The organism is Arthrobacter sp. SlRoot2-15, assembly GCF_059739345.1.
This window is the reverse complement of the sequence record NZ_AP046058.1, coordinates 1,201,991-1,218,006: the sequence shown is the minus strand read 5'-3', so window position 1 is coordinate 1,218,006 and position 16,016 is coordinate 1,201,991. Positions and strand designations below refer to the sequence as shown.

17 protein-coding genes and 1 tRNA gene are annotated in these 16,016 nt (G+C 67.0%); 10 read left to right on the top strand and 8 right to left on the bottom strand.

Annotated features, from left to right (window positions below; genetic code table 11):
* Positions 1–15: 15 nt before the first annotated feature.
* A complete protein-coding gene (locus AC6I9V_RS05510) occupies positions 16–1,428 on the bottom strand; it encodes a DUF4032 domain-containing protein (RefSeq protein WP_497900263.1) in 1,413 nt (470 codons plus the stop codon).
* Between the two features lie 123 nt (positions 1,429–1,551).
* Positions 1,552–2,634, bottom strand: coding sequence for an ABC transporter ATP-binding protein (locus AC6I9V_RS05505; RefSeq protein ID WP_497898623.1), 1,083 nt, complete (start codon positions 2,632–2,634; stop codon positions 1,552–1,554).
* Positions 2,635–2,888: 254 nt separating this feature from the next.
* On the opposite strand from AC6I9V_RS05505, the gene AC6I9V_RS05500 reads away from it, so the two are divergent.
* Positions 2,889–3,290, top strand: a complete 402-nt coding sequence (locus AC6I9V_RS05500; RefSeq protein ID WP_497898622.1) for a VOC family protein — start codon at positions 2,889–2,891, stop codon at positions 3,288–3,290.
* Between the two features lie 80 nt (positions 3,291–3,370).
* Here AC6I9V_RS05500 and otsB read toward each other — a convergent pair whose 3' ends face one another.
* Positions 3,371–4,183, bottom strand: coding sequence for a trehalose-phosphatase (gene otsB, locus AC6I9V_RS05495; protein ID WP_497898621.1), 813 nt, complete (start codon positions 4,181–4,183; stop codon positions 3,371–3,373).
* Complete coding sequence (locus AC6I9V_RS05490; protein WP_497900262.1) at positions 4,173–5,582, bottom strand: alpha,alpha-trehalose-phosphate synthase (UDP-forming); 1,410 nt, start codon at positions 5,580–5,582, stop codon at positions 4,173–4,175. Before AC6I9V_RS05490 ends, otsB begins: the two co-directional genes overlap by 11 nt.
* Before the next feature lie 306 nt (positions 5,583–5,888).
* Here AC6I9V_RS05490 and AC6I9V_RS05485 point away from each other — a divergent pair, with 306 nt between their 5' ends.
* The 5 genes from AC6I9V_RS05485 to AC6I9V_RS05465 all read left to right on the top strand — a co-directional run bounded on the left by AC6I9V_RS05485 (position 5,889) and on the right by AC6I9V_RS05465 (position 9,119).
* The gene (locus AC6I9V_RS05485) at positions 5,889–6,779 is read left to right on the top strand and encodes a DsbA family protein (protein WP_349414510.1); all 891 of its coding nucleotides are present in this window, start codon (positions 5,889–5,891) and stop codon (positions 6,777–6,779) included.
* Between the two features lie 162 nt (positions 6,780–6,941).
* A tRNA-Thr gene (locus tag AC6I9V_RS05480) sits at positions 6,942–7,018 on the top strand.
* Positions 7,019–7,296: 278 nt separating this feature from the next.
* A complete protein-coding gene (locus AC6I9V_RS05475; protein WP_497898620.1) occupies positions 7,297–7,785 on the top strand; it encodes a GyrI-like domain-containing protein in 489 nt (162 codons plus the stop codon).
* A gap of 223 nt (positions 7,786–8,008) precedes the next feature.
* Positions 8,009–8,311, top strand: a complete 303-nt coding sequence (locus AC6I9V_RS05470) for a DUF4193 domain-containing protein (RefSeq protein WP_056424304.1) — start codon at positions 8,009–8,011, stop codon at positions 8,309–8,311.
* Between the two features lie 283 nt (positions 8,312–8,594).
* Complete coding sequence (locus AC6I9V_RS05465) at positions 8,595–9,119, top strand: AMIN-like domain-containing (lipo)protein (protein ID WP_497900261.1); 525 nt, start codon at positions 8,595–8,597, stop codon at positions 9,117–9,119.
* A gap of 40 nt (positions 9,120–9,159) precedes the next feature.
* Here the strand turns inward: AC6I9V_RS05465 and AC6I9V_RS05460 are convergent, their stop codons facing one another.
* The 4 genes from AC6I9V_RS05460 to AC6I9V_RS05445 are packed head-to-tail and all read right to left on the bottom strand — an operon-like array spanning position 9,160 to position 12,380.
* Positions 9,160–9,549 (bottom strand): flagellar assembly protein FliW, encoded by a 390-nt coding sequence (locus AC6I9V_RS05460; protein ID WP_497898619.1) that lies wholly within the window; start codon positions 9,547–9,549, stop codon positions 9,160–9,162.
* On the bottom strand, positions 9,546–10,469 hold the full coding sequence (flgL, locus tag AC6I9V_RS05455; protein WP_497898618.1) for a flagellar hook-associated protein FlgL: 924 nt from the start codon (positions 10,467–10,469) through the stop codon (positions 9,546–9,548). The genes AC6I9V_RS05460 and flgL overlap by 4 nt, the downstream gene beginning before the upstream one ends.
* 2 nt (positions 10,470–10,471) lie before the next feature.
* On the bottom strand, positions 10,472–11,881 hold the full coding sequence (flgK, locus tag AC6I9V_RS05450) for a flagellar hook-associated protein FlgK (RefSeq protein WP_497898617.1): 1,410 nt from the start codon (positions 11,879–11,881) through the stop codon (positions 10,472–10,474).
* A gap of 10 nt (positions 11,882–11,891) precedes the next feature.
* Positions 11,892–12,380, bottom strand: coding sequence for a flagellar protein FlgN (locus AC6I9V_RS05445; protein ID WP_497898616.1), 489 nt, complete (start codon positions 12,378–12,380; stop codon positions 11,892–11,894).
* Between the two features lie 275 nt (positions 12,381–12,655).
* Between AC6I9V_RS05445 and AC6I9V_RS05440 the strand changes: the two genes are divergently transcribed.
* The 4 genes from AC6I9V_RS05440 (at position 12,656) to AC6I9V_RS05425 (ending at position 15,991) form a co-directional block, all read left to right on the top strand.
* Positions 12,656–13,555, top strand: coding sequence for a flagellin N-terminal helical domain-containing protein (locus AC6I9V_RS05440; RefSeq protein WP_349414497.1), 900 nt, complete (start codon positions 12,656–12,658; stop codon positions 13,553–13,555).
* A 186-nt stretch (positions 13,556–13,741) separates the two neighbouring features.
* Positions 13,742–15,073, top strand: a complete 1,332-nt coding sequence (gene fliD / locus AC6I9V_RS05435; protein ID WP_497898615.1) for a flagellar filament capping protein FliD — start codon at positions 13,742–13,744, stop codon at positions 15,071–15,073.
* Positions 15,073–15,612: a flagellar export chaperone FliS gene (gene fliS / locus AC6I9V_RS05430; protein ID WP_497898614.1), complete on the top strand. Its 540-nt coding sequence runs from the start codon at positions 15,073–15,075 to the stop codon at positions 15,610–15,612. Before fliD ends, fliS begins: the two co-directional genes overlap by 1 nt.
* Entirely contained in the window at positions 15,605–15,991 is a 387-nt protein-coding gene (locus AC6I9V_RS05425; protein ID WP_497898613.1) for a hypothetical protein, read from the top strand. Before fliS ends, AC6I9V_RS05425 begins: the two co-directional genes overlap by 8 nt.
* Positions 15,992–16,016 lie beyond the last annotated feature (25 nt).

Sequence of the window (16,016 nt, the reverse complement as noted above, 5' to 3'; positions counted from 1 at the left end):
GGCCGTGCTTCTTCCCTAGTCGTCCGCGTCCGGGTACTCATCGGCGGTCTCGTCGTCGCCGTAGCGGGATTCCTCGGTCTCGACTTCGAGGATCTTCAGCAGCTCGGTGTCCGGGTTGAGCATGATCGCGGCCTCGTCCCGGCGGTGCCTCAGCTCGGAGTCGATGTACGACTGCACGGCCTCGGCCAGCGGGATGTGCCGGTTCTCCTTCTCGGACATGTACCAGCGGTGTTCCAGGATCTCGTGCACGGCTTCCGCAGGTTCCAGCTTCCCGGACAGGTCCCGGGGGATCGAGCGGACGATCGGCTCGAAGATCTGGCTTACCCAGAGGTGGGCGCTGTATTCCTCGTCCATGCCTGGGTTGTTGTCCGCCCGGAAGGAGTCCATGTCGTTCAGCAGCCGCCGGGCCTGGTTTTCCTGGGCGTCCAGGCCGGTCAGGCGCAGCAGCCGGCGCTGGTGGTGCCCGGCGTCCACGACCTTGGGCTGCAGCTGGATCGTGGAGCCGTTCTGCGTGGTCTTGATGGCGTATTCCTCGACGTCGAAGCCGAGTTCGTTGAGCCGGCGGATACGGGCGGCCACGCGCCAGCGCTCGCCGATCTCGAACGACTCCTTCTCGGTCAGCTCGGTCCAGAGCCGACGGTAGCTCTCCATGATCAGCTCGCTGGTGGCAACGGGATCCACCTTCTCCTCGATCAGGCCGCCGTCGAGCAGGTCCATCAGTTCACCGGCGATGTTGACCCGGGCAATTTCCAGGTCGTACTCGCGCTGGCCCGTGGACAGGTCCGGGTACAGCTCACCCGTCTCGGCGTCCACGAGGTAGGCGGCGAAGGCGCCGGCGTCGCGGCGGAACAGGGTGTTGGAGAGGGACACATCGCCCCAGTAGAAGCCGATCAGGTGCAGCCTAACCAGCAGCAGGGCCTGGGCGTCGATCAGGCGCGTGAGGGTGTCCTTGCGCAGCATCTGGGAGAACAACGCGCGGTACGGCATGGAGAACTTCAGATGCCGGGTGACCAGCACCGGGTTCAGCGGCCGGCCCTCGGGCGTGGTCCGGCCGGTGATGACCGCCACCGGCTCCACGCACGGGACGTCCAGTCGGGCGAGCTTGCGGAGCATGTGGTATTCGTGCCGGGCGATATGCTCCGAGGTCTCCTTGATGGCGATCACGGAGCCGCCCAGATGGGCGAACCGCACGATGTGCCGGGAGATGCCGCGGGGCAGGGCGGCGAGGTATTCCGCCGGCCAGTCCTCCAGCGCGATGTGCCAGGGCAGGTCCAGCAGTTCGGGTTCCGTGGCGGCGGCCGTGATGCTCAGCGAGCTGGAGACGGCCTTGTCGTCATTGGCGCTGGCGGCCTCGTACCGGGGCAGTTTGCCGATCTGCCCGTAGTCAGTGGGTTCGTCGTGCCACTGGGCACCGTTGTCCTCGCTCATGCGGTTCTCCTCGGTCATGAGGCAATTCTCCCGCACAGGGCGGGCGGCGCCTAAAGCCGGCCGGTTAACGGCCGACGGCGGCCCTCCCGAGGGAGGACCGCCGTCGGTCTCTAAGCCGGAACGTCAGTCGCCCAGGCGCAGACCGGTCTTGGTGTCGAACAGGTGCACGTGGCCCGACTGCGGGCGGACCCAGATGGACTCGCCCTTCATCGGGGGACGGCGGCCGTCGACGCGGGCCACGATGTCGTGGCTCTTGCCGTCCAGCGTGGTGTGCCCGTAGACATAGGCGTCGGCGCCGAGTTCCTCGACGACGTCGACCTCAACCTGGAGGCCTTCGCCCTCAGGGGCGGTCTCGAGGTCTTCCGGGCGGGAACCGAGTGTCACGGTCTGGCCGTGGGCTTCTTCGAGGACGTCGCGCGGTACCGGGTAGACGGTGCCGCCGAACTGCACGCCGCCGTCGACGACGGGAAGCTCGAGCAGGTTCATGGCGGGGGAGCCGATGAAGCCGGCGACGAAGACGTTCTTCGGCTTGTCGTACAGGTTGCGCGGGGTGTCGACCTGCATCAGCAGGCCGTCCTTGAGCACGGCGACGCGGTCACCCATGGTCATGGCCTCGACCTGGTCGTGGGTGACGTAGACAGTGGTGACGCCGAGGCGGCGGGTCAGCGACGCGATCTGCGTGCGGGTCTGGACGCGGAGCTTGGCGTCGAGGTTGGACAGCGGCTCGTCCATCAGGAACACCTGCGGGTTGCGCACAATGGCGCGGCCCATGGCGACGCGCTGGCGCTGGCCGCCGGAGAGGGCCTTCGGCTTGCGGTCCAGGTACGGCTCGAGGTCCAGGAGCTTGGCGGCTTCACGGACACGCTCGGCGCGCTCTTCCTTGCTGACGCCGGCGATCTTCAGCGCAAAGCCCATGTTGTCCGCGACCGTCATGTGCGGGTACAGGGCGTAGTTCTGGAAGACCATGGCGATGTCGCGGTCCTTCGGCGGGACGTCGGTGACATCGCGGTCGCCGATCAGGATCCGGCCGGAGTTGACGTCCTCAAGGCCTGCGAGCATACGCAGGGAGGTGGACTTTCCGCAGCCGGAGGGTCCAACGAGGACCAGGAACTCGCCGTCGGCGATTTCAATGTTGAGCTTGTCAACAGCGGGCTTCTCTGTGCCCGGGTACAGACGCGTAGCGTGATCAAAAGTAACTGTAGCCACAGTTATCAATCCCTTCACCGGCAGGTACGTGCCGGACGATCCGTAGTGAATGGTCTTTTTATTCAGTTGTGGCATCCGGAGGATGCGCATGCTCCTCGGCCGAAGCCGAGGAGCATCCAATGACGCCGCACGGTAGTTGTGCGCCACATCACATACAGAGTATGTCAGATTTTTGGTTCTAGGGTGAAAAGGTTACGGATCTCACAAGTGGGCTCCCTCACGTAGGGCCGGAAGCGCCTGTGTATGCTGTGCGCATGACGGCCCTCCAGATCTATGTCAGTTTCCCCGGCACGGCGCGGGAAGCCCTTGGCTTCTATGCGGACGTTTTCGGTGGAGAGCTGGCCATGTTCACGTATGAGCAGTTCAACCGCACCGACGGCCCGCCGGACGCCATTGCCCACGGCCAGCTGACCGGCGCCGTCGCCCTGGCGGGCTCGGACGCGGCGCCGGGCGAGAAAAGTGTCCGGTTCGAAGGCCTGATGCTCTCGCTGCTGGGGACTGCCGAACCGGCCGTCCTCCACGAGTGGTTCGACAAACTCGCCGTCGACGGCCGGGTGATCGACCCCCTCGCCCCGAAGCCTTGGGGCGCATCGGACGGCCAGGTGGTCGACCGGCACGGACTTCACTGGCTCATTGGCTACGAACCCGACGTTTAGCCGAACTAGGCCGCAGTTGGGGCCGTTTTGAGTCCTCAATACGGCCTGATCTGCCAGTCAGTTGGGGGTGCCGGGGCTGGTTAGGCGCCGACGGCCTTCCGGCGCTCGCGCAGCAGTGCCTCCAGCAGCTCCGACACGTGCACCAGGGCCTCCACCCGGAACTCGGCCTGGGTGAAATCCAGGCCCACCTTGACGCCCAGGTCCCCGCGGATGAGGCTGCCCAGGGCGTCCTCGTCCGTGGTGTCGTCGCCGGCGAACACGACGGCAGTGGCCCCGGTGGCCTGGCGGAGGAAGGAGATCCCCTCGCCCTTGGAGGCGTGGACAACCGAGGTCTCCAGCACCCGGTTTCCGGTCTTGAGGAAAACCCCGGGGCGGTCCTGAAGGGCGGCCTTCGCTGCGGCCACAGCGTCCTCGGCGACGTCGTTCGCGGCCAGCCGGGTGTGCAGCACGACGCCGGCCGGCTTGTCCTCGAGCAGGGTTCCGGGCGCCTGCTCCACGATTTCCGCCAGGATCCGGCGCACGTCCGCGAGCAGCTCGCGCTGGGCGTCTTCGAGCACGAGTTCGCTGGAGCCGGGGCCCATCCAGACCTCCGCTCCGTGGCTGCCGATCAGCAGGGTCTGCTCCGGCGGCGAGGCGACGGCACGCAGGCTGTCGAGGGCACGGACGGAGATGAGCGCCGTCGTCGTCCGCGGAAGCTCGGCGAGGGCGGCGAAGGCGGCGGCGGAACGGGGGAGGGCCCGGGAGTCTTCGGCGTGGTCCACCAGCGGGGCCATGGTGCCGTCGAAATCCATCGCGACCAGCAGCTCCTCGGTTCCCGCGACCCGGCGTACGGCCTCCAGCAACTCGGGCGAGAGTGAGAGCCGTGTATTGGCTGGATTGGCGTCAGGAGTCATCGCGGACCACCTTCTCCTGCAGCGCGCGGAGGAAGTCGGCGGACCAGAGGTCGACGTCGTTGGTCAAGATCTGCTTGCGCATGGCGCGCATCCGGCGGGCGGCTTCGGCGGGCTGCATGTTGACCGCCCGCAGGATCGTGTCCTTGAGCCCGTCGATGTCGTGGGGGTTCATCAGGAGGGCCTGCTTGAGCTGGTCCGCTGCCCCGGCGAACTCACTGAGCACCAGCGCGCCGTCGTTGTTCGTCCGGGCCGTGACGTACTCCTTGGCGACCAGGTTCATACCGTCGCGCAGGGCGGTGACGAGCATAACGTCGGCGGCGAGGTACAGCGCGACCATTTCCTCGATCGGGTAGCTGTGGTGCAGGTACCGGACGGCGGTGTTCTGCATGGTGTCGAAGGTGCCGTTGATGTGGCCAACGGTGCCCTCGACTTCCTCGCGCAACAGCCGGTACTGTTCGACGCGCTCGCGGCTGGGGCTGGCGACCTGGATCAGGGAGGCGTCCTCCACCGTGACCTTGCCATCCTCGAGTAGTTCCTCGTAGGCCTTGAGCCGGTGCCGGATGCCCTTGGTGTAGTCGAGCCGGTCGACGCCGAGCAGGATGGTCTTGGGGTTGCCGAGGTCGCGGCGGATCTGCTTGGCCCGCTCGATGATCTCGGGCTTCTGCGCCAGTTCGGTGATCTGCTTAACGTCGATGGAGATCGGGAAGGCCTGGGCGCGGGCGATGTGGGTGGTTTCGCCGTCGGCGCCCTTGACGTGGACCTGCTGCTGCTTGACGCTGGCGCCGAGGAAGCGGCGGGCCGAGCGCATGAAGTTCCCGGCGTCGCTGCTGCGCTGGAAGCCCACCAGGTCCGCGCCCAGCAGGCCGTCGATGATCGCGCGGCGCCAGGGCAGCTGCGCGAAGATCTCCGGCGGCGGGAACGGGATGTGGTTGAAGAAGCCGATTTTGAGGTCCGGGCGGGCCTCGCGGAGCATCTTGGGCACCAGCTGGAGCTGGTAGTCCTGCACCCAGACCGTGGCGTCCCGCGCCGCGTGGCGGATGACGGCGTCGGCGAACCGCTTGTTGACCTTGCGGTAGGAGTCCCACCAGGCACGGTGGAACTCCGGCGGCGCGATCACGTCGTGGTAGAGCGGCCAGAGCGTGGCGTTGGAGAAGCCCTCGTAAAACAGCTCGATGTCCCGGGTGCTGAGCTGGACGGGGATGAGGTCGATGCCGCGGTGGCTGAAGGGCTCGAGGTGCTCGTCCGGGGCGCCGTGCCAGCCCACCCAGGCGCCGTCGGTCTTGGTCATCATGGGGGCCAGCGCCGTCACCAGGCCGCCGGGGGATCGGCGCCAGCCGTCCTCGCAGCCGGGCTCGTCCGGGGAGCAGCGGTCCACGGGCATCCGGTTGGACACCACCATAAAATCAAAGGTGTCGACGGCCTCCCCGGGGGCGGGTTCCGCAGTCGACGGGGCTTCCTGGTCCGCTTCGGCTGTTTGTGCAGTGTTCTGCTCGGCGGTCTGCTCGGCGCTCTGGCTTGCTTGCATTGGTGCCCCCTGGGGTCGCTTGTGGCTCTGATCCACCCTAGCCGGGCGGAATCTTCTGTGCTATTCGCCCGTTGGGCACACGGAGGGAAACTTGAAAGCGCAAGCTCCTCAGGTTTCTCCCCTAAAATGATGGAGTTGCCACCCAGTGGACCATCCCAGGCCGATCGACACGAGGAACCAATGAGCCCCGCAAACGAACCCCGTCAGTCCAAAGCGGAGCGCACCGCCGCGGCGCGCGAGAAAGCCCGTGAGATCCGCGAGGCGCAGCTGAAGAAGGAAAAGCGCAACAAGCTGCTGATCGGCTGGGGCATCGTGGCCGCCGTCGTCGCCATCATTGTGATTGTCGCCCTGGTGGTCACCTCGAACATCCAGAAGAACGCACCGATCGCCGATTCCGGCCCGACGCCGGCGAACGGCAACGTCAACGGCGGCGTGACCCTGCTGGCCAACACCGAGGTGGCGAAATCGGACGCAGCCACCGTCAAGCTCGCGGACCTGCCGTCCCCGGCCGCCACCCCGCCCGCAGAGATCAAGGCGCCCGGCGCCGACGCCGAGGCCGGCAAGCCGGTCAAGGTGGTCCTCTACATCGACTTCATCTGCCCGGTCTGCAAGGACTTCGAAGCCCGTTACAACGAAACCCTCACCAAGCTGCGCAACGACGGCAAGATCACCGTCGAGTACCGGCCGCTGGGCTTCCTGGATAGCCGCTCGACCACCAACTACTCCTCCCGGGCGGCCAACGCCGCGGCCTGCGTGGTGAACGAGTCCCCGGAGAAGTACTCGGACTTCGTGGACGCACTGTTCGCGAAGCAGCCGAAGGAGGGCACCGCAGGCCTTTCCGACGCGGACCTGAAGAAGCTGGCCACGGATACCGGCGCCAAGAGCATCGACAAGTGCGTAGATGACAAGACCTACCGCCCGTACGTGAAGTACACGACCCAGCAGGCTGCGGCCATCGGGGTCACGGGTACGCCCACCGTGTTTGTCGAGGGCAAGCAGTGGGGCAAGGGCGACAGCGCCCAGACCCCGTTCGACCAGTACCTCCAGGCAGCGGTCGACGCCAAGAAGTAAGCGCGCGCTCGCGGACACAGCCCGGCCCCGGATCCGTCCGGCGCCGGGCTGCCTCCTTGCCGGCCGCTTGCCGGCATTTTTTACCGGCAGGCGTCCGTGGGCTACCCTTATCTAGCGCTTAGCGTCCGGCCCCTTTCGCGGCTGGACGACGACGGCGAAATTGCCTCCTTAGCTCAGTTGGCCAGAGCACCGCTCTTGTAAAGCGGGGGTCGTCGGTTCGAATCCGACAGGGGGCTCCACGAACCCCTCCGTTCCGGCGATTTTGCCCGGAACGGAGGGGTTTTTTGTGCCTCCGCCCCGGATCTCCCGGTCCGTCGCCTGACCGGCGCCTTCCGGGCGGGGGCACTATGACACGGACACGCCGGGTCGCCGCGGTGAAGGGGACGGAACCGGGTCCAGTGGCGCCCGGGACGGTCGCGGGCCCGCGCAGTCCGAATATGGCGTCTTCCTTGGTGGGAAAGACTGCTGGGACGTTCGGCCCTTGACCACGTCAGGGGCTGCGGCGGAGGCTGGGCAGATGAGCGAAACGAATCCGGAATCCACGCCCGAGATCAAGTCGACTGACCGCCAGGAGCAGCCCACCGCGGTGCTGCGCGAAACCGTTCCGATGAGCGCCCTGCGGGAGTTCTTCGGCCGCGCCTACTCCTCGGTGACGGCAGCCGTGCAGCAGCAGGACGTCCAACTGGCCGGGCCGCCGTTCGCGCTGTACCGGGGCATGCCAACCGACGTCGTCGACGTCGAAGCCGGGTTCCCGCTCGCCGCTCCCTTTCCGGGCGGGGGCGACGGCGGTGTGGTGGCCGGCGTGCTCCCGGCCGGGCGTGCCCTCGAAGCGATGCATGTGGGTCCGTACGAGACGCTGCCGGAGACCTACGGCAAGGTGATGGCGCGGATGCAGGCGGAGGGCCTGACGCCGGGGGACACGATGTGGGAGTACTACCTCAGTGATCCGGGGACCGAACCGGACCCGGCCGTGTGGAAGACCCTCATCGTCTGGCCGGTGGGCTGATACCCCCGACTCTGAGTCCGGCGGTCCTTAAGGCGCTCGCAAAGGCAAAACGGAGGCGTGTGTCGGCGTCGAATTCGCCTTCCCGGAACGTGCGGCGCACCCGGTCCGGCGACGCGGAATGTCGCTTTGAACACAGTATTCTTCAACTCCGGGCATGATGGCCTAAACTGCTTCACTGAGGTGCCTGAAATGGCGCTGCGCAGCAACGAAAGTGAATCACGCTATGGCTACCGATTACGACGCCCCACGCAAGACAGAAGAAGAGTCTCCCGCTGAATCGCTGGAGGCCCTCCAGGCGTCCCGTGGCGGCGGCGCCCAGACTGCTGTTATCGACGTCGACGAGAACGACACCGCCGAAGGCATCGACCTTCCCGGCGCCGACCTCTCCGGCGAAGAACTGACCGTCATTGTTGTTCCCGAGCAGTCCGATGAATTCACCTGTTCCTCCTGCTTCCTGGTCCGCCACCGGTCCCAGGTTGCCAAGGAAAAGAACGGTATGAAGTACTGCCGCGACTGCGAAGGCTAACAACCCTCCAGTGCGAGCCCGCCCGCGGGACGTGCCAAGAATTTCGAACTCAGTGCAAAGCGCCGGCCTCCCCCAAGGGCCCGGCGCTTTGCCGTATCCGGCGGCGCCCGGACCAGCATCACTGCTGAATTCGTGACCGGAGCCGCTGGCGGCTAACAGTTGGGGGCCGATGCTGCACAGGCCCTCGCCAAGGCGGGCGCCCGATCCTACGCTTGAGGTGTCGAAACGACTTGAGGGGGCGGCCCGGGTGAGGCGATTCCAGGGGAAGAAACTTACCGTCTTGATGGTGGCGGTGCTGATGGCCGCAGGGCTGGGGCTGCTTGCCCCCGGGCCCGCCGCGGCTGATCCTTACTGCGGACTCGTGTGGGGGTCGCTGGCCAAGGCCGACGCCGCGATGAGCCAGGCGAAGGTGACCAACGTCCGTACCGGCCAGCACTACTGCTTCGACCGGATCGTCATGGACCTCAACGGCCCGGTGGGCGGCTACACGGTGCGGTACGTGCCCCAGGTCGTCCAGGGCGGGTCCGGGTTGCCGATTTCGCTGCGGGGCCAGGCCTTCCTGCAGATCACCGTCAACGCGCCCGCCTACGACGACGCCGGCCAACCCACTTACACGCCGGGTACCAAGGACGAAGTGAGCAACGTGGGCGGGTACCAGACGTTCCGGCAGGTGGCGTGGGCCGGGAGCTTCGAGGGCTACACCAGCTTAGGGCTGGGCGTCCGGGCGCGGCTGCCGTTCCGGGTCTTCACGCTGCCGGGACCCGGCACGGGCTCACGCCTGGTGATTGACGTGGCGCACTTCTGGTGACCGGCCCCGGTGGGACGGCGGCGCCCGACGGCGGGTCCCGCTAGAGCGAGCCGAGGTCCGCCCGCAGCGGGTACTCCTTGCCGTCCAGCACAAGCTGGGTGCAGCGCCGGGTGGCCGGGTTGAGCACAATCGGCGCCATCAGGTTGACCGTGGTGGCAGCGGGGGAGTGGTTGACCACCACCAGCACCTGGGGTGCCTCGCCGTCGCCAAGTTCCAGGGCTTCCAGCGCGGAGCCCGGAAGCGGCGGCGTGTAACCCGGAACGAACACGGCCGCGTCCGCGAGGAACAGCCGCACCGGCGAGGAGCCGGACTCGAGGGCGAACAGGCCGGGGGCACTGTCGATGTTCCGCAGGGTGAAGTCGTGGACATTCTCCAGCCCCGGCATCGGGGCAGTGAAGGTCACCGGCGTGCTGCTGAGGGCCGAGTTCATCGCAGGAAGTCCATCAGGGTGGGCTGCAGGACCCGCGCGGTGGCGGCCAGGGCCACCTGGTAATTGGTTTCCTGAAGTTTCAGGTCCATGATCACGCTGCCAAGGTCAGCTTTTTCAATGCCGGTCCGCTGGGCGTCCAAGGAAGCCTCCAATTCGGTGTTGACGTTGCCGGCACGTTCCAGCTGTGCCTGCCGTGTTCCAATTTCAGCACGGCCGTTGACGATCTTCTTAAAGGCGGTGTCGACGTCGGCCACCCGCGGGGCGACGTCGGTGCCGGTCCGCAGGTCCGCGGCCAGTTTGCTCACGGTGTCAAAAACGGAGCCGGCGCCGTTACCGAAGATCTCGGCGCCGTCGGCGTCGACGCGCACGGTTTGGGTGGCGCTGATCCGCCGCTCCACCGAGCTTATGCCGGTGCCATTGAAGGTGGGCGGGGTGCCGGTGTCGCTGGGGACACTGGGGTTGCGCGGCGTGCCCCGGGTGAAGGCACCGGCTGCATCCGAGCTGCCAGCGAAGACGTTTCGGCCCAGGTGCTGGGTGTTGGCGATGGACACCAGGTCCTTGTTCAGGGACTCCAGCTCGGCGGCAATCGCGTCCTTGCCGGACTGGTTCAGCGAGCCGTTGCCCGCCATGACTGTCAGGTCCTTGACCCGGCGCATCACGTTGGTGGCCTGTTCCAGCGCGGAATCGGCGGCGGTGAGCCAGGTGTTGCCGTCGTCGATGTTCCGGCCGTACTGGGCGTTGGCCGCCTGGAGTGACCGGGTGGCCAGGGCCTGGGCCGTGGCGGCGGGATCGTCCGAGGGGCGGGAGATCTTGTTGAGCGAGGTGGCCTTGTCCTGCAGCTCGGCCAGCTTGGCCTGCTGGGTCTGCAGGCTCCGCTGCGCGGCCGCGTTCATGGTCAGGTTCGTTACCCGGTTCAGCATGGCTACCTTCCTACCAGTCCGGTGCGGTTGATCAGGACGTCAAGGGCCTCGTCGACGGCGGTCATGACGCGGGCGGCGGCCTGGTACGCGTGCTGGTTGGCGAGCAGGTTGACGTTCTCTTCATCCAGGCTCACCGAAGCCTGTGACGCGCGGCCGGTCACCGCCGATGCCTGCGCCGCGGATGTGAGTGCCTCGCGCTGCTGGGCGCCGCGGGACTCCACCCCGATCCCGGTGACAATGCCGGACCAGAGCTTGTCCGGCGAATCCGCGCCCGTGCCAAGCTGCGAAATCTTGTCCGCGATGCTGGTGTCGAGGGCACCCTGGCTCGGGGCCTTGAGGGCGATGCCGGCGGTCCCAGCGGGAGCCTTGATGCCGAGCGCGGCAGGTCCGGCGCCGATGGTGAAGAAGTCGACGTTGGTGGCGCCTGCTCCTGTTTCGCCGGAGCGGTGGACGGTGTTGACGATTTCAGCGAGTTTGCTCGCGAAGCCGTTGTACTTCTCGGCTGCCTCGGCGATGGCGCCGCCGTTGCCGCCGGCGGCAGGGGCCAGCACGGAGAGGGCACCGGCGATTTCGCCGCCGTCGGAGGACGCCACTCCGGCCGGGTCCGTCCAGAGCAGCTGCACGGCGGATCCGAGGGTGTCCGCGGTCTGGCTGCCGGAGAGCTGAAGGCCCCGGACCGAGGTGCCCATCACGAGGGCGTTGCCGCCGATGTGGACGTCCACGGTGCCGTCTGCCTGTTCGCGCACCGTGCCGCCGGCCAGGCGCGAGATGGTGTCGGTGAGTTTGGCGCGTGCGTCGATCAGCTCGTTCGCTGAACCGCCGGCGGCCAGGGTGGAGCGGATGGTGGCGTTGTAGGCGGCCACCTGGCTGGCGGCCGCGTTCACGGCGGTGACGGCGTCGGCGGCCTGGGCCCGGACGCTGCTCCACTGCCCCTGCAGGGTCTGGTACGCGGAGGAGATCTTGTCCGTCAGGGAGTTGGCCGCATTCAGCAGCAGCCCTTTGGGGCCGTCCTCGGCCGGCTGTCTCGCGGCACCCTGCCAGGCGGACCAGAATCCCTGGAGCGAGGCGGAGATGCCGTTGTCGCCGGGCTCCTGCAATATGCCTTCGATCCCCTGCAGGGCCGAGGAACGGACACCGGCGTAGCCTGCCTGCGCGCTCGCGGAGCGGACGCTGGCGTCGAGGACACTGCTGCCGAGCCGGGTGATGGCATCTACCGAGACGCCCTGGCCCGCCTCGGGACGGCCAGAGCCGTTGAGGCCCTGGGCCGGCGCGGCGATGGCTGACTGCTGGACACGCTGGCGGGTGTAGCCCTCGGTGGCCGCGTTGGCGATGTTCTGCCCGGCCACGTTCATGCCCTGCTGGGCGGCAGTCAGCCCGCGGTAGGCGGTGTTCAGGGCGCCAAAGGTGCTCATGGTCGCTTCCTTAGAATTGCTGGTCGAAGATGCGGGAGCCGGCGGAATCCCCGGTCTTGCCATGCGCGTCGTAGGTGCCGGCGGTGGTGGCCGGACGCAGATCGGCGAGCGACTCCTGGGTGGACCGGACAGCGGTGCGCAAATACTGTTCGTTCGCGTCGCGCAGTTCCTTGATCAGTGCGGTCTGGCGGGTGAGGGCGGCGAGGTGCGCGCTCAGGACTTCGGCCCAGGCGCCTTCCGGCGCGGCCTCGGCAAGTTCGCCCAGGGTGGCGTCGGTGGGCAGGCCCCACATTTCAGCCACGACGGCGGCCTCGATGGTGCGCGCCAGGCTTGCCTGGGACAGGTGCCCCAGCACCTGCTCCACTTCCTTGGTCCCGTGCGGCAGCCAGCGGGACTTGCCGGCGGTGAGCAGCAGCTGCTCTTCCTCCAGCTTGAAAGTCAATACGTCCAGCAGTTCACGCTCCCGCCACAGCAGGGCAGAAAGTTCGTGGATGGCCATGGTCCGGACGGCTCCCTCATGAGTGCGAATGGTGCGAAGGCCGGGAAATCGTCGTGCGGACGACGAGGCCTTCTGCAGGGTTCGTACAAACTATCGGCAGGATTGCCGCACCCGTTAGCAGGAATAAGGCTGATAACACGCGGATTTCGGCGGAAGGGAAATTCCGAAAAGAATTTTGGAATTCTCCTTACCTCTGCAGTCTGGATGGCGATAGCTACTGCTGAAGGCCCACGGATGGGCCATCGCTTACAGTCCCAACTCACGGAGGAAAAATCATGGGCTTCGTTATCAACAACAACCTCGCGGCGAACAACTCGTACCGCAACCTCAACTCCACCCAGACCGATCTCTCCAAGTCCCTGGAGAAGCTGTCCACCGGCCTGCGCATCAACCGCGCCGGCGATGACGCAGCAGGCCTGTCCATCTCCGAGGGCCTGAAGGCTCAGGTCACGGGTTCGGCTCAGGCCGCCCGCAACGCCCAGGACGGCATCTCTGTCATCCAGACGACTGAAGGCGCCCTGACCGAGGTTCACTCCATCCTGCAGCGTATGCGCGACCTCGCCGTCCAGGGCGCGAACGATACCAACAACGCCGACGCCCGTCTGGCCATCAAGGCTGAAGGCGACGCACTCGGCAAGGAGTTGAACCGCCTTACCGCGGCCACCAACTTCAACGGCATCGACCTGCTCAAGGGCGCCACGGGTACCGGGGTAACCTCTGACGGCGGCACGCCTGCCAACGGCATCCTGAAGATTCAGGTTGGCACCGGAGGCACCACCAACGACACCATCTCCGTCAAGGTCGGCGATGTCGAAGGCGCCTCCGGCGTCAATGCAGCTGGCAAGGTTCTCTCCGCCTCCACGGGTGCGACCGACTTCAAGGTGGATACGGCAGCAAACGCCCAGCTCTCGATCGGTTACATCGACGCCGCAATCAAGAACGTGTCCTCGCAGCGCGCAGACCTGGGTGCAGCCCAGAACCGCCTCGAGCACACGATCAAGTCGCTGAACGTTGCCGGTGAGAACCTGCAGGCCGCCCAGTCCCGCATCGCCGACGTCGACATGGCCTCGGAAATGGTCAAGTTCACCAAGGCGAACATCCTGTCCCAGGCCGGCACCGCAATGCTGGCCCAGGCAAACCAGTCCAGCCAGGGCGTTCTTTCGCTCCTGCGCTAGGCAAAACCGGCAGTCTAGCAGTAGGGCTGCCACCGGCGATCGGACGAAGAGACACCCCCGATCATCAAGCTGCGGAAGGGCCGGACGATGGCAAAACCATCGTCCGGCCCTTACGTGCGAGACCAATACATCAGCACCAGCATCACCACTGAACATTTTGAAAGCTATTGCCAAGGAGAGGCAGCGATGGGAATCTCACTCGACGGACTGGCCAGCGGGCTCGACACCACCGCGCTCATCAGCTCGATCATGCAGTCCGAAGCCCTCCCGCAAACCCTGCTCAAGAACAAGTCCTACGACATACAGTCCATGGTCTCCGCCCTCCAAGGCCTCAACGGCAAGGTAGCCGCGCTCGCAACGCAGGCCACGGCAGCCGCCAAGCCCGGCGCCTTGGACCTCTACACGGCCACCACGAGCAGCGACAAGGTCGTCGCCACCTCCACCGCTTCGGCCAAGGCCGGATCCCTCGACTTCCAGGTCACCAAGCTGGCGCAGACCCAGGTCACCGTGACCCCCAAGGTCAACGCCGTGACGGGCTGGCCCTACACCACGATGACCATCAACAGCGGCGGACAGAACTACACGATCACGCCGGCCTCGAACAGCCTGGACGACGTCGTGACTGCGGTCAACGCCGCGGGCGCCGGGGTCACCGCGAGCAAGGTGGATGTCGGCGGCGGCGACTTCCGAATCCAGTTCACCGCCACCAAGTCCGGCGCCGCCGGCGCGTTCACCATCAGCGATCCCGGAACCACTTTCACGGACGTCAAGAGCGCCCAGGACGCTGAGCTCGTCCTGTGGCCGACAAGTCCCATCGCCCAGACCACCATCAAATCCTCCACAAACACCTTTGCTGATGTGCTGCCTGGCGTGACGCTTACCGCCAAGGACGTAACTGCCGCGCCCGTCACCCTCACCGTCTCCCGCGACGACGCAGGCATCAAGAAGGTCGCCTCCGACCTGGTGGACGGGGTCAACGGCATCTTCTCGCTGGTCGCCAGCAAAACCGCGGTCAACACCACCACCAACACCAGCGGTGCCAAAGTCTCCGCCGGGATCTTTGCCGGAGACAGCACGGTGCGCTCGGTCAACCAGAACATCCTTTCCGCAGCCTCGCTGCCGGTGGGCACCCCGCCGCGATCGCCGTCGGAGATCGGCATCAGCATCACCAAGACCGGCACGATGGAGTTCGACGGCACCAAGTTTGCCGCCGCCCTTGCCGCCGATCCCGCCGGAACAACGGCCAAGGTGCAGGAACTCGCTGGACGCATCGCCACGGCGGCAACTGGCGCCTCAGACAGGTACACCGGAACGCTGACCACCAAGATCACCGGGCAGCAGTCCGAGGTCCGTGACCTTGCTGACCGGATCAGCGACTGGGACCTCCGGCTCGCCTCGCGCAAGGCCACCCTCCAGCGCACGTACTCCGGCCTGGAGACAGCGCTCAGCGGCATGAAGGCACAGCAGTCCTGGCTCACCGCGCAACTGGCGGGCCTTTCCGGCGGGGGCGCCAAGTAATGACCGGCACCCCCTTCGGCAACAGTTTCGGTTACAGCGGCGCCGCCCAGCGCAACCAGTACCTGGCGGATTCCGTGCTCTCGGCGCCGCCGGCACGGCTGCTGACCATGCTCTACGACCGGCTCCTGCTGGACCTGGGCCGCGCTAAGACAGCGCAGCAGGCCGCCAACTGGCCGGTCGCCTCGGAGAACCTCCTGCACGGCCAGGCGATCATCGCAGAGCTCATCTCATCGCTCAAGACGGACGCCTGGGACGGCGCGGACGGGCTGCTGGGCCTCTACAACTACGCCTTCACCGCACTGGTCAATGCCAACATCCAGCGCGACGCCGCCCTGACCCGCGAGGCGATGGATCTCCTGGAACCCCTGCGCCAGGCGTGGCACGAGGCCGCGGCATCCATCCCGGTGACCCAGCCCGGGCAGGCGACAGGCACGCCGGCCCCGACGGCCGCGACGACGCCGGCGGCGTCAACTTTCGCGGGCGCCGGCGCCTGGGCTACGCAGCCGGGCGCTTCCGGCGGGAGCCTTGGCTTTGGCTGAGCAGGCCCATTGGGGGGACCAGAAGGCCGGGCCATCCGAGGCAGACCCGGCCCTCGCCGCGTGGCTGCTGGTGCTGGACGTGCTGGAGATGGCAGTCGTGGCTGCAGAGAAAACGCTTAAGGACCCGCTGGGACCGTTGTCCGCTCCGGAGCAGCCGGTGGCCGCCCTTCCCATGCAGCGCTGGTCCCCGCCGTCGCTGAGCGGACCCCTGCCCCCGGAGGCGCGGCGGCGGGCCGTGGCGCTGTCGGAGGCCCAGGAGCGCGTGGCACGGCGCTTGGAAGCGGCCAAGCATGACGTGGCCCGGCAACTCCAGGCGGTCAGCTCGGTACCCGGCGTCGGCGACCCGTCCGGGGCGATCTACCTCGACGTCAACGGGTAAAACCGGCGCCGGCCGGTGACCTAAA

Coding starts and splice junctions, on each gene's coding strand:
- AC6I9V_RS05510 (WP_497900263.1), bottom strand. CDS start 1,428: ATGAGCGAGGACAACGGTGCCCAGTGGCACGACGAACCCACTGACTAC.
- AC6I9V_RS05500 (WP_497898622.1), top strand. CDS start 2,889: ATGACGGCCCTCCAGATCTATGTCAGTTTCCCCGGCACGGCGCGGGAA.
- otsB (WP_497898621.1), bottom strand. CDS start 4,183: ATGACTCCTGACGCCAATCCAGCCAATACACGGCTCTCACTCTCGCCC.
- AC6I9V_RS05490 (WP_497900262.1), bottom strand. CDS start 5,582: ATGGTGGTGTCCAACCGGATGCCCGTGGACCGCTGCTCCCCGGACGAG.
- AC6I9V_RS05485 (WP_349414510.1), top strand. CDS start 5,889: ATGAGCCCCGCAAACGAACCCCGTCAGTCCAAAGCGGAGCGCACCGCC.
- AC6I9V_RS05475 (WP_497898620.1), top strand. CDS start 7,297: ATGAGCGAAACGAATCCGGAATCCACGCCCGAGATCAAGTCGACTGAC.
- AC6I9V_RS05470 (WP_056424304.1), top strand. CDS start 8,009: ATGGCTACCGATTACGACGCCCCACGCAAGACAGAAGAAGAGTCTCCC.
- AC6I9V_RS05465 (WP_497900261.1), top strand. CDS start 8,595: ATGGTGGCGGTGCTGATGGCCGCAGGGCTGGGGCTGCTTGCCCCCGGG.
- AC6I9V_RS05460 (WP_497898619.1), bottom strand. CDS start 9,549: ATGAACTCGGCCCTCAGCAGCACGCCGGTGACCTTCACTGCCCCGATG.
- flgL (WP_497898618.1), bottom strand. CDS start 10,469: ATGCTGAACCGGGTAACGAACCTGACCATGAACGCGGCCGCGCAGCGG.
- flgK (WP_497898617.1), bottom strand. CDS start 11,881: ATGAGCACCTTTGGCGCCCTGAACACCGCCTACCGCGGGCTGACTGCC.
- AC6I9V_RS05445 (WP_497898616.1), bottom strand. CDS start 12,380: ATGGCCATCCACGAACTTTCTGCCCTGCTGTGGCGGGAGCGTGAACTG.
- AC6I9V_RS05440 (WP_349414497.1), top strand. CDS start 12,656: ATGGGCTTCGTTATCAACAACAACCTCGCGGCGAACAACTCGTACCGC.
- fliD (WP_497898615.1), top strand. CDS start 13,742: ATGGGAATCTCACTCGACGGACTGGCCAGCGGGCTCGACACCACCGCG.
- fliS (WP_497898614.1), top strand. CDS start 15,073: ATGACCGGCACCCCCTTCGGCAACAGTTTCGGTTACAGCGGCGCCGCC.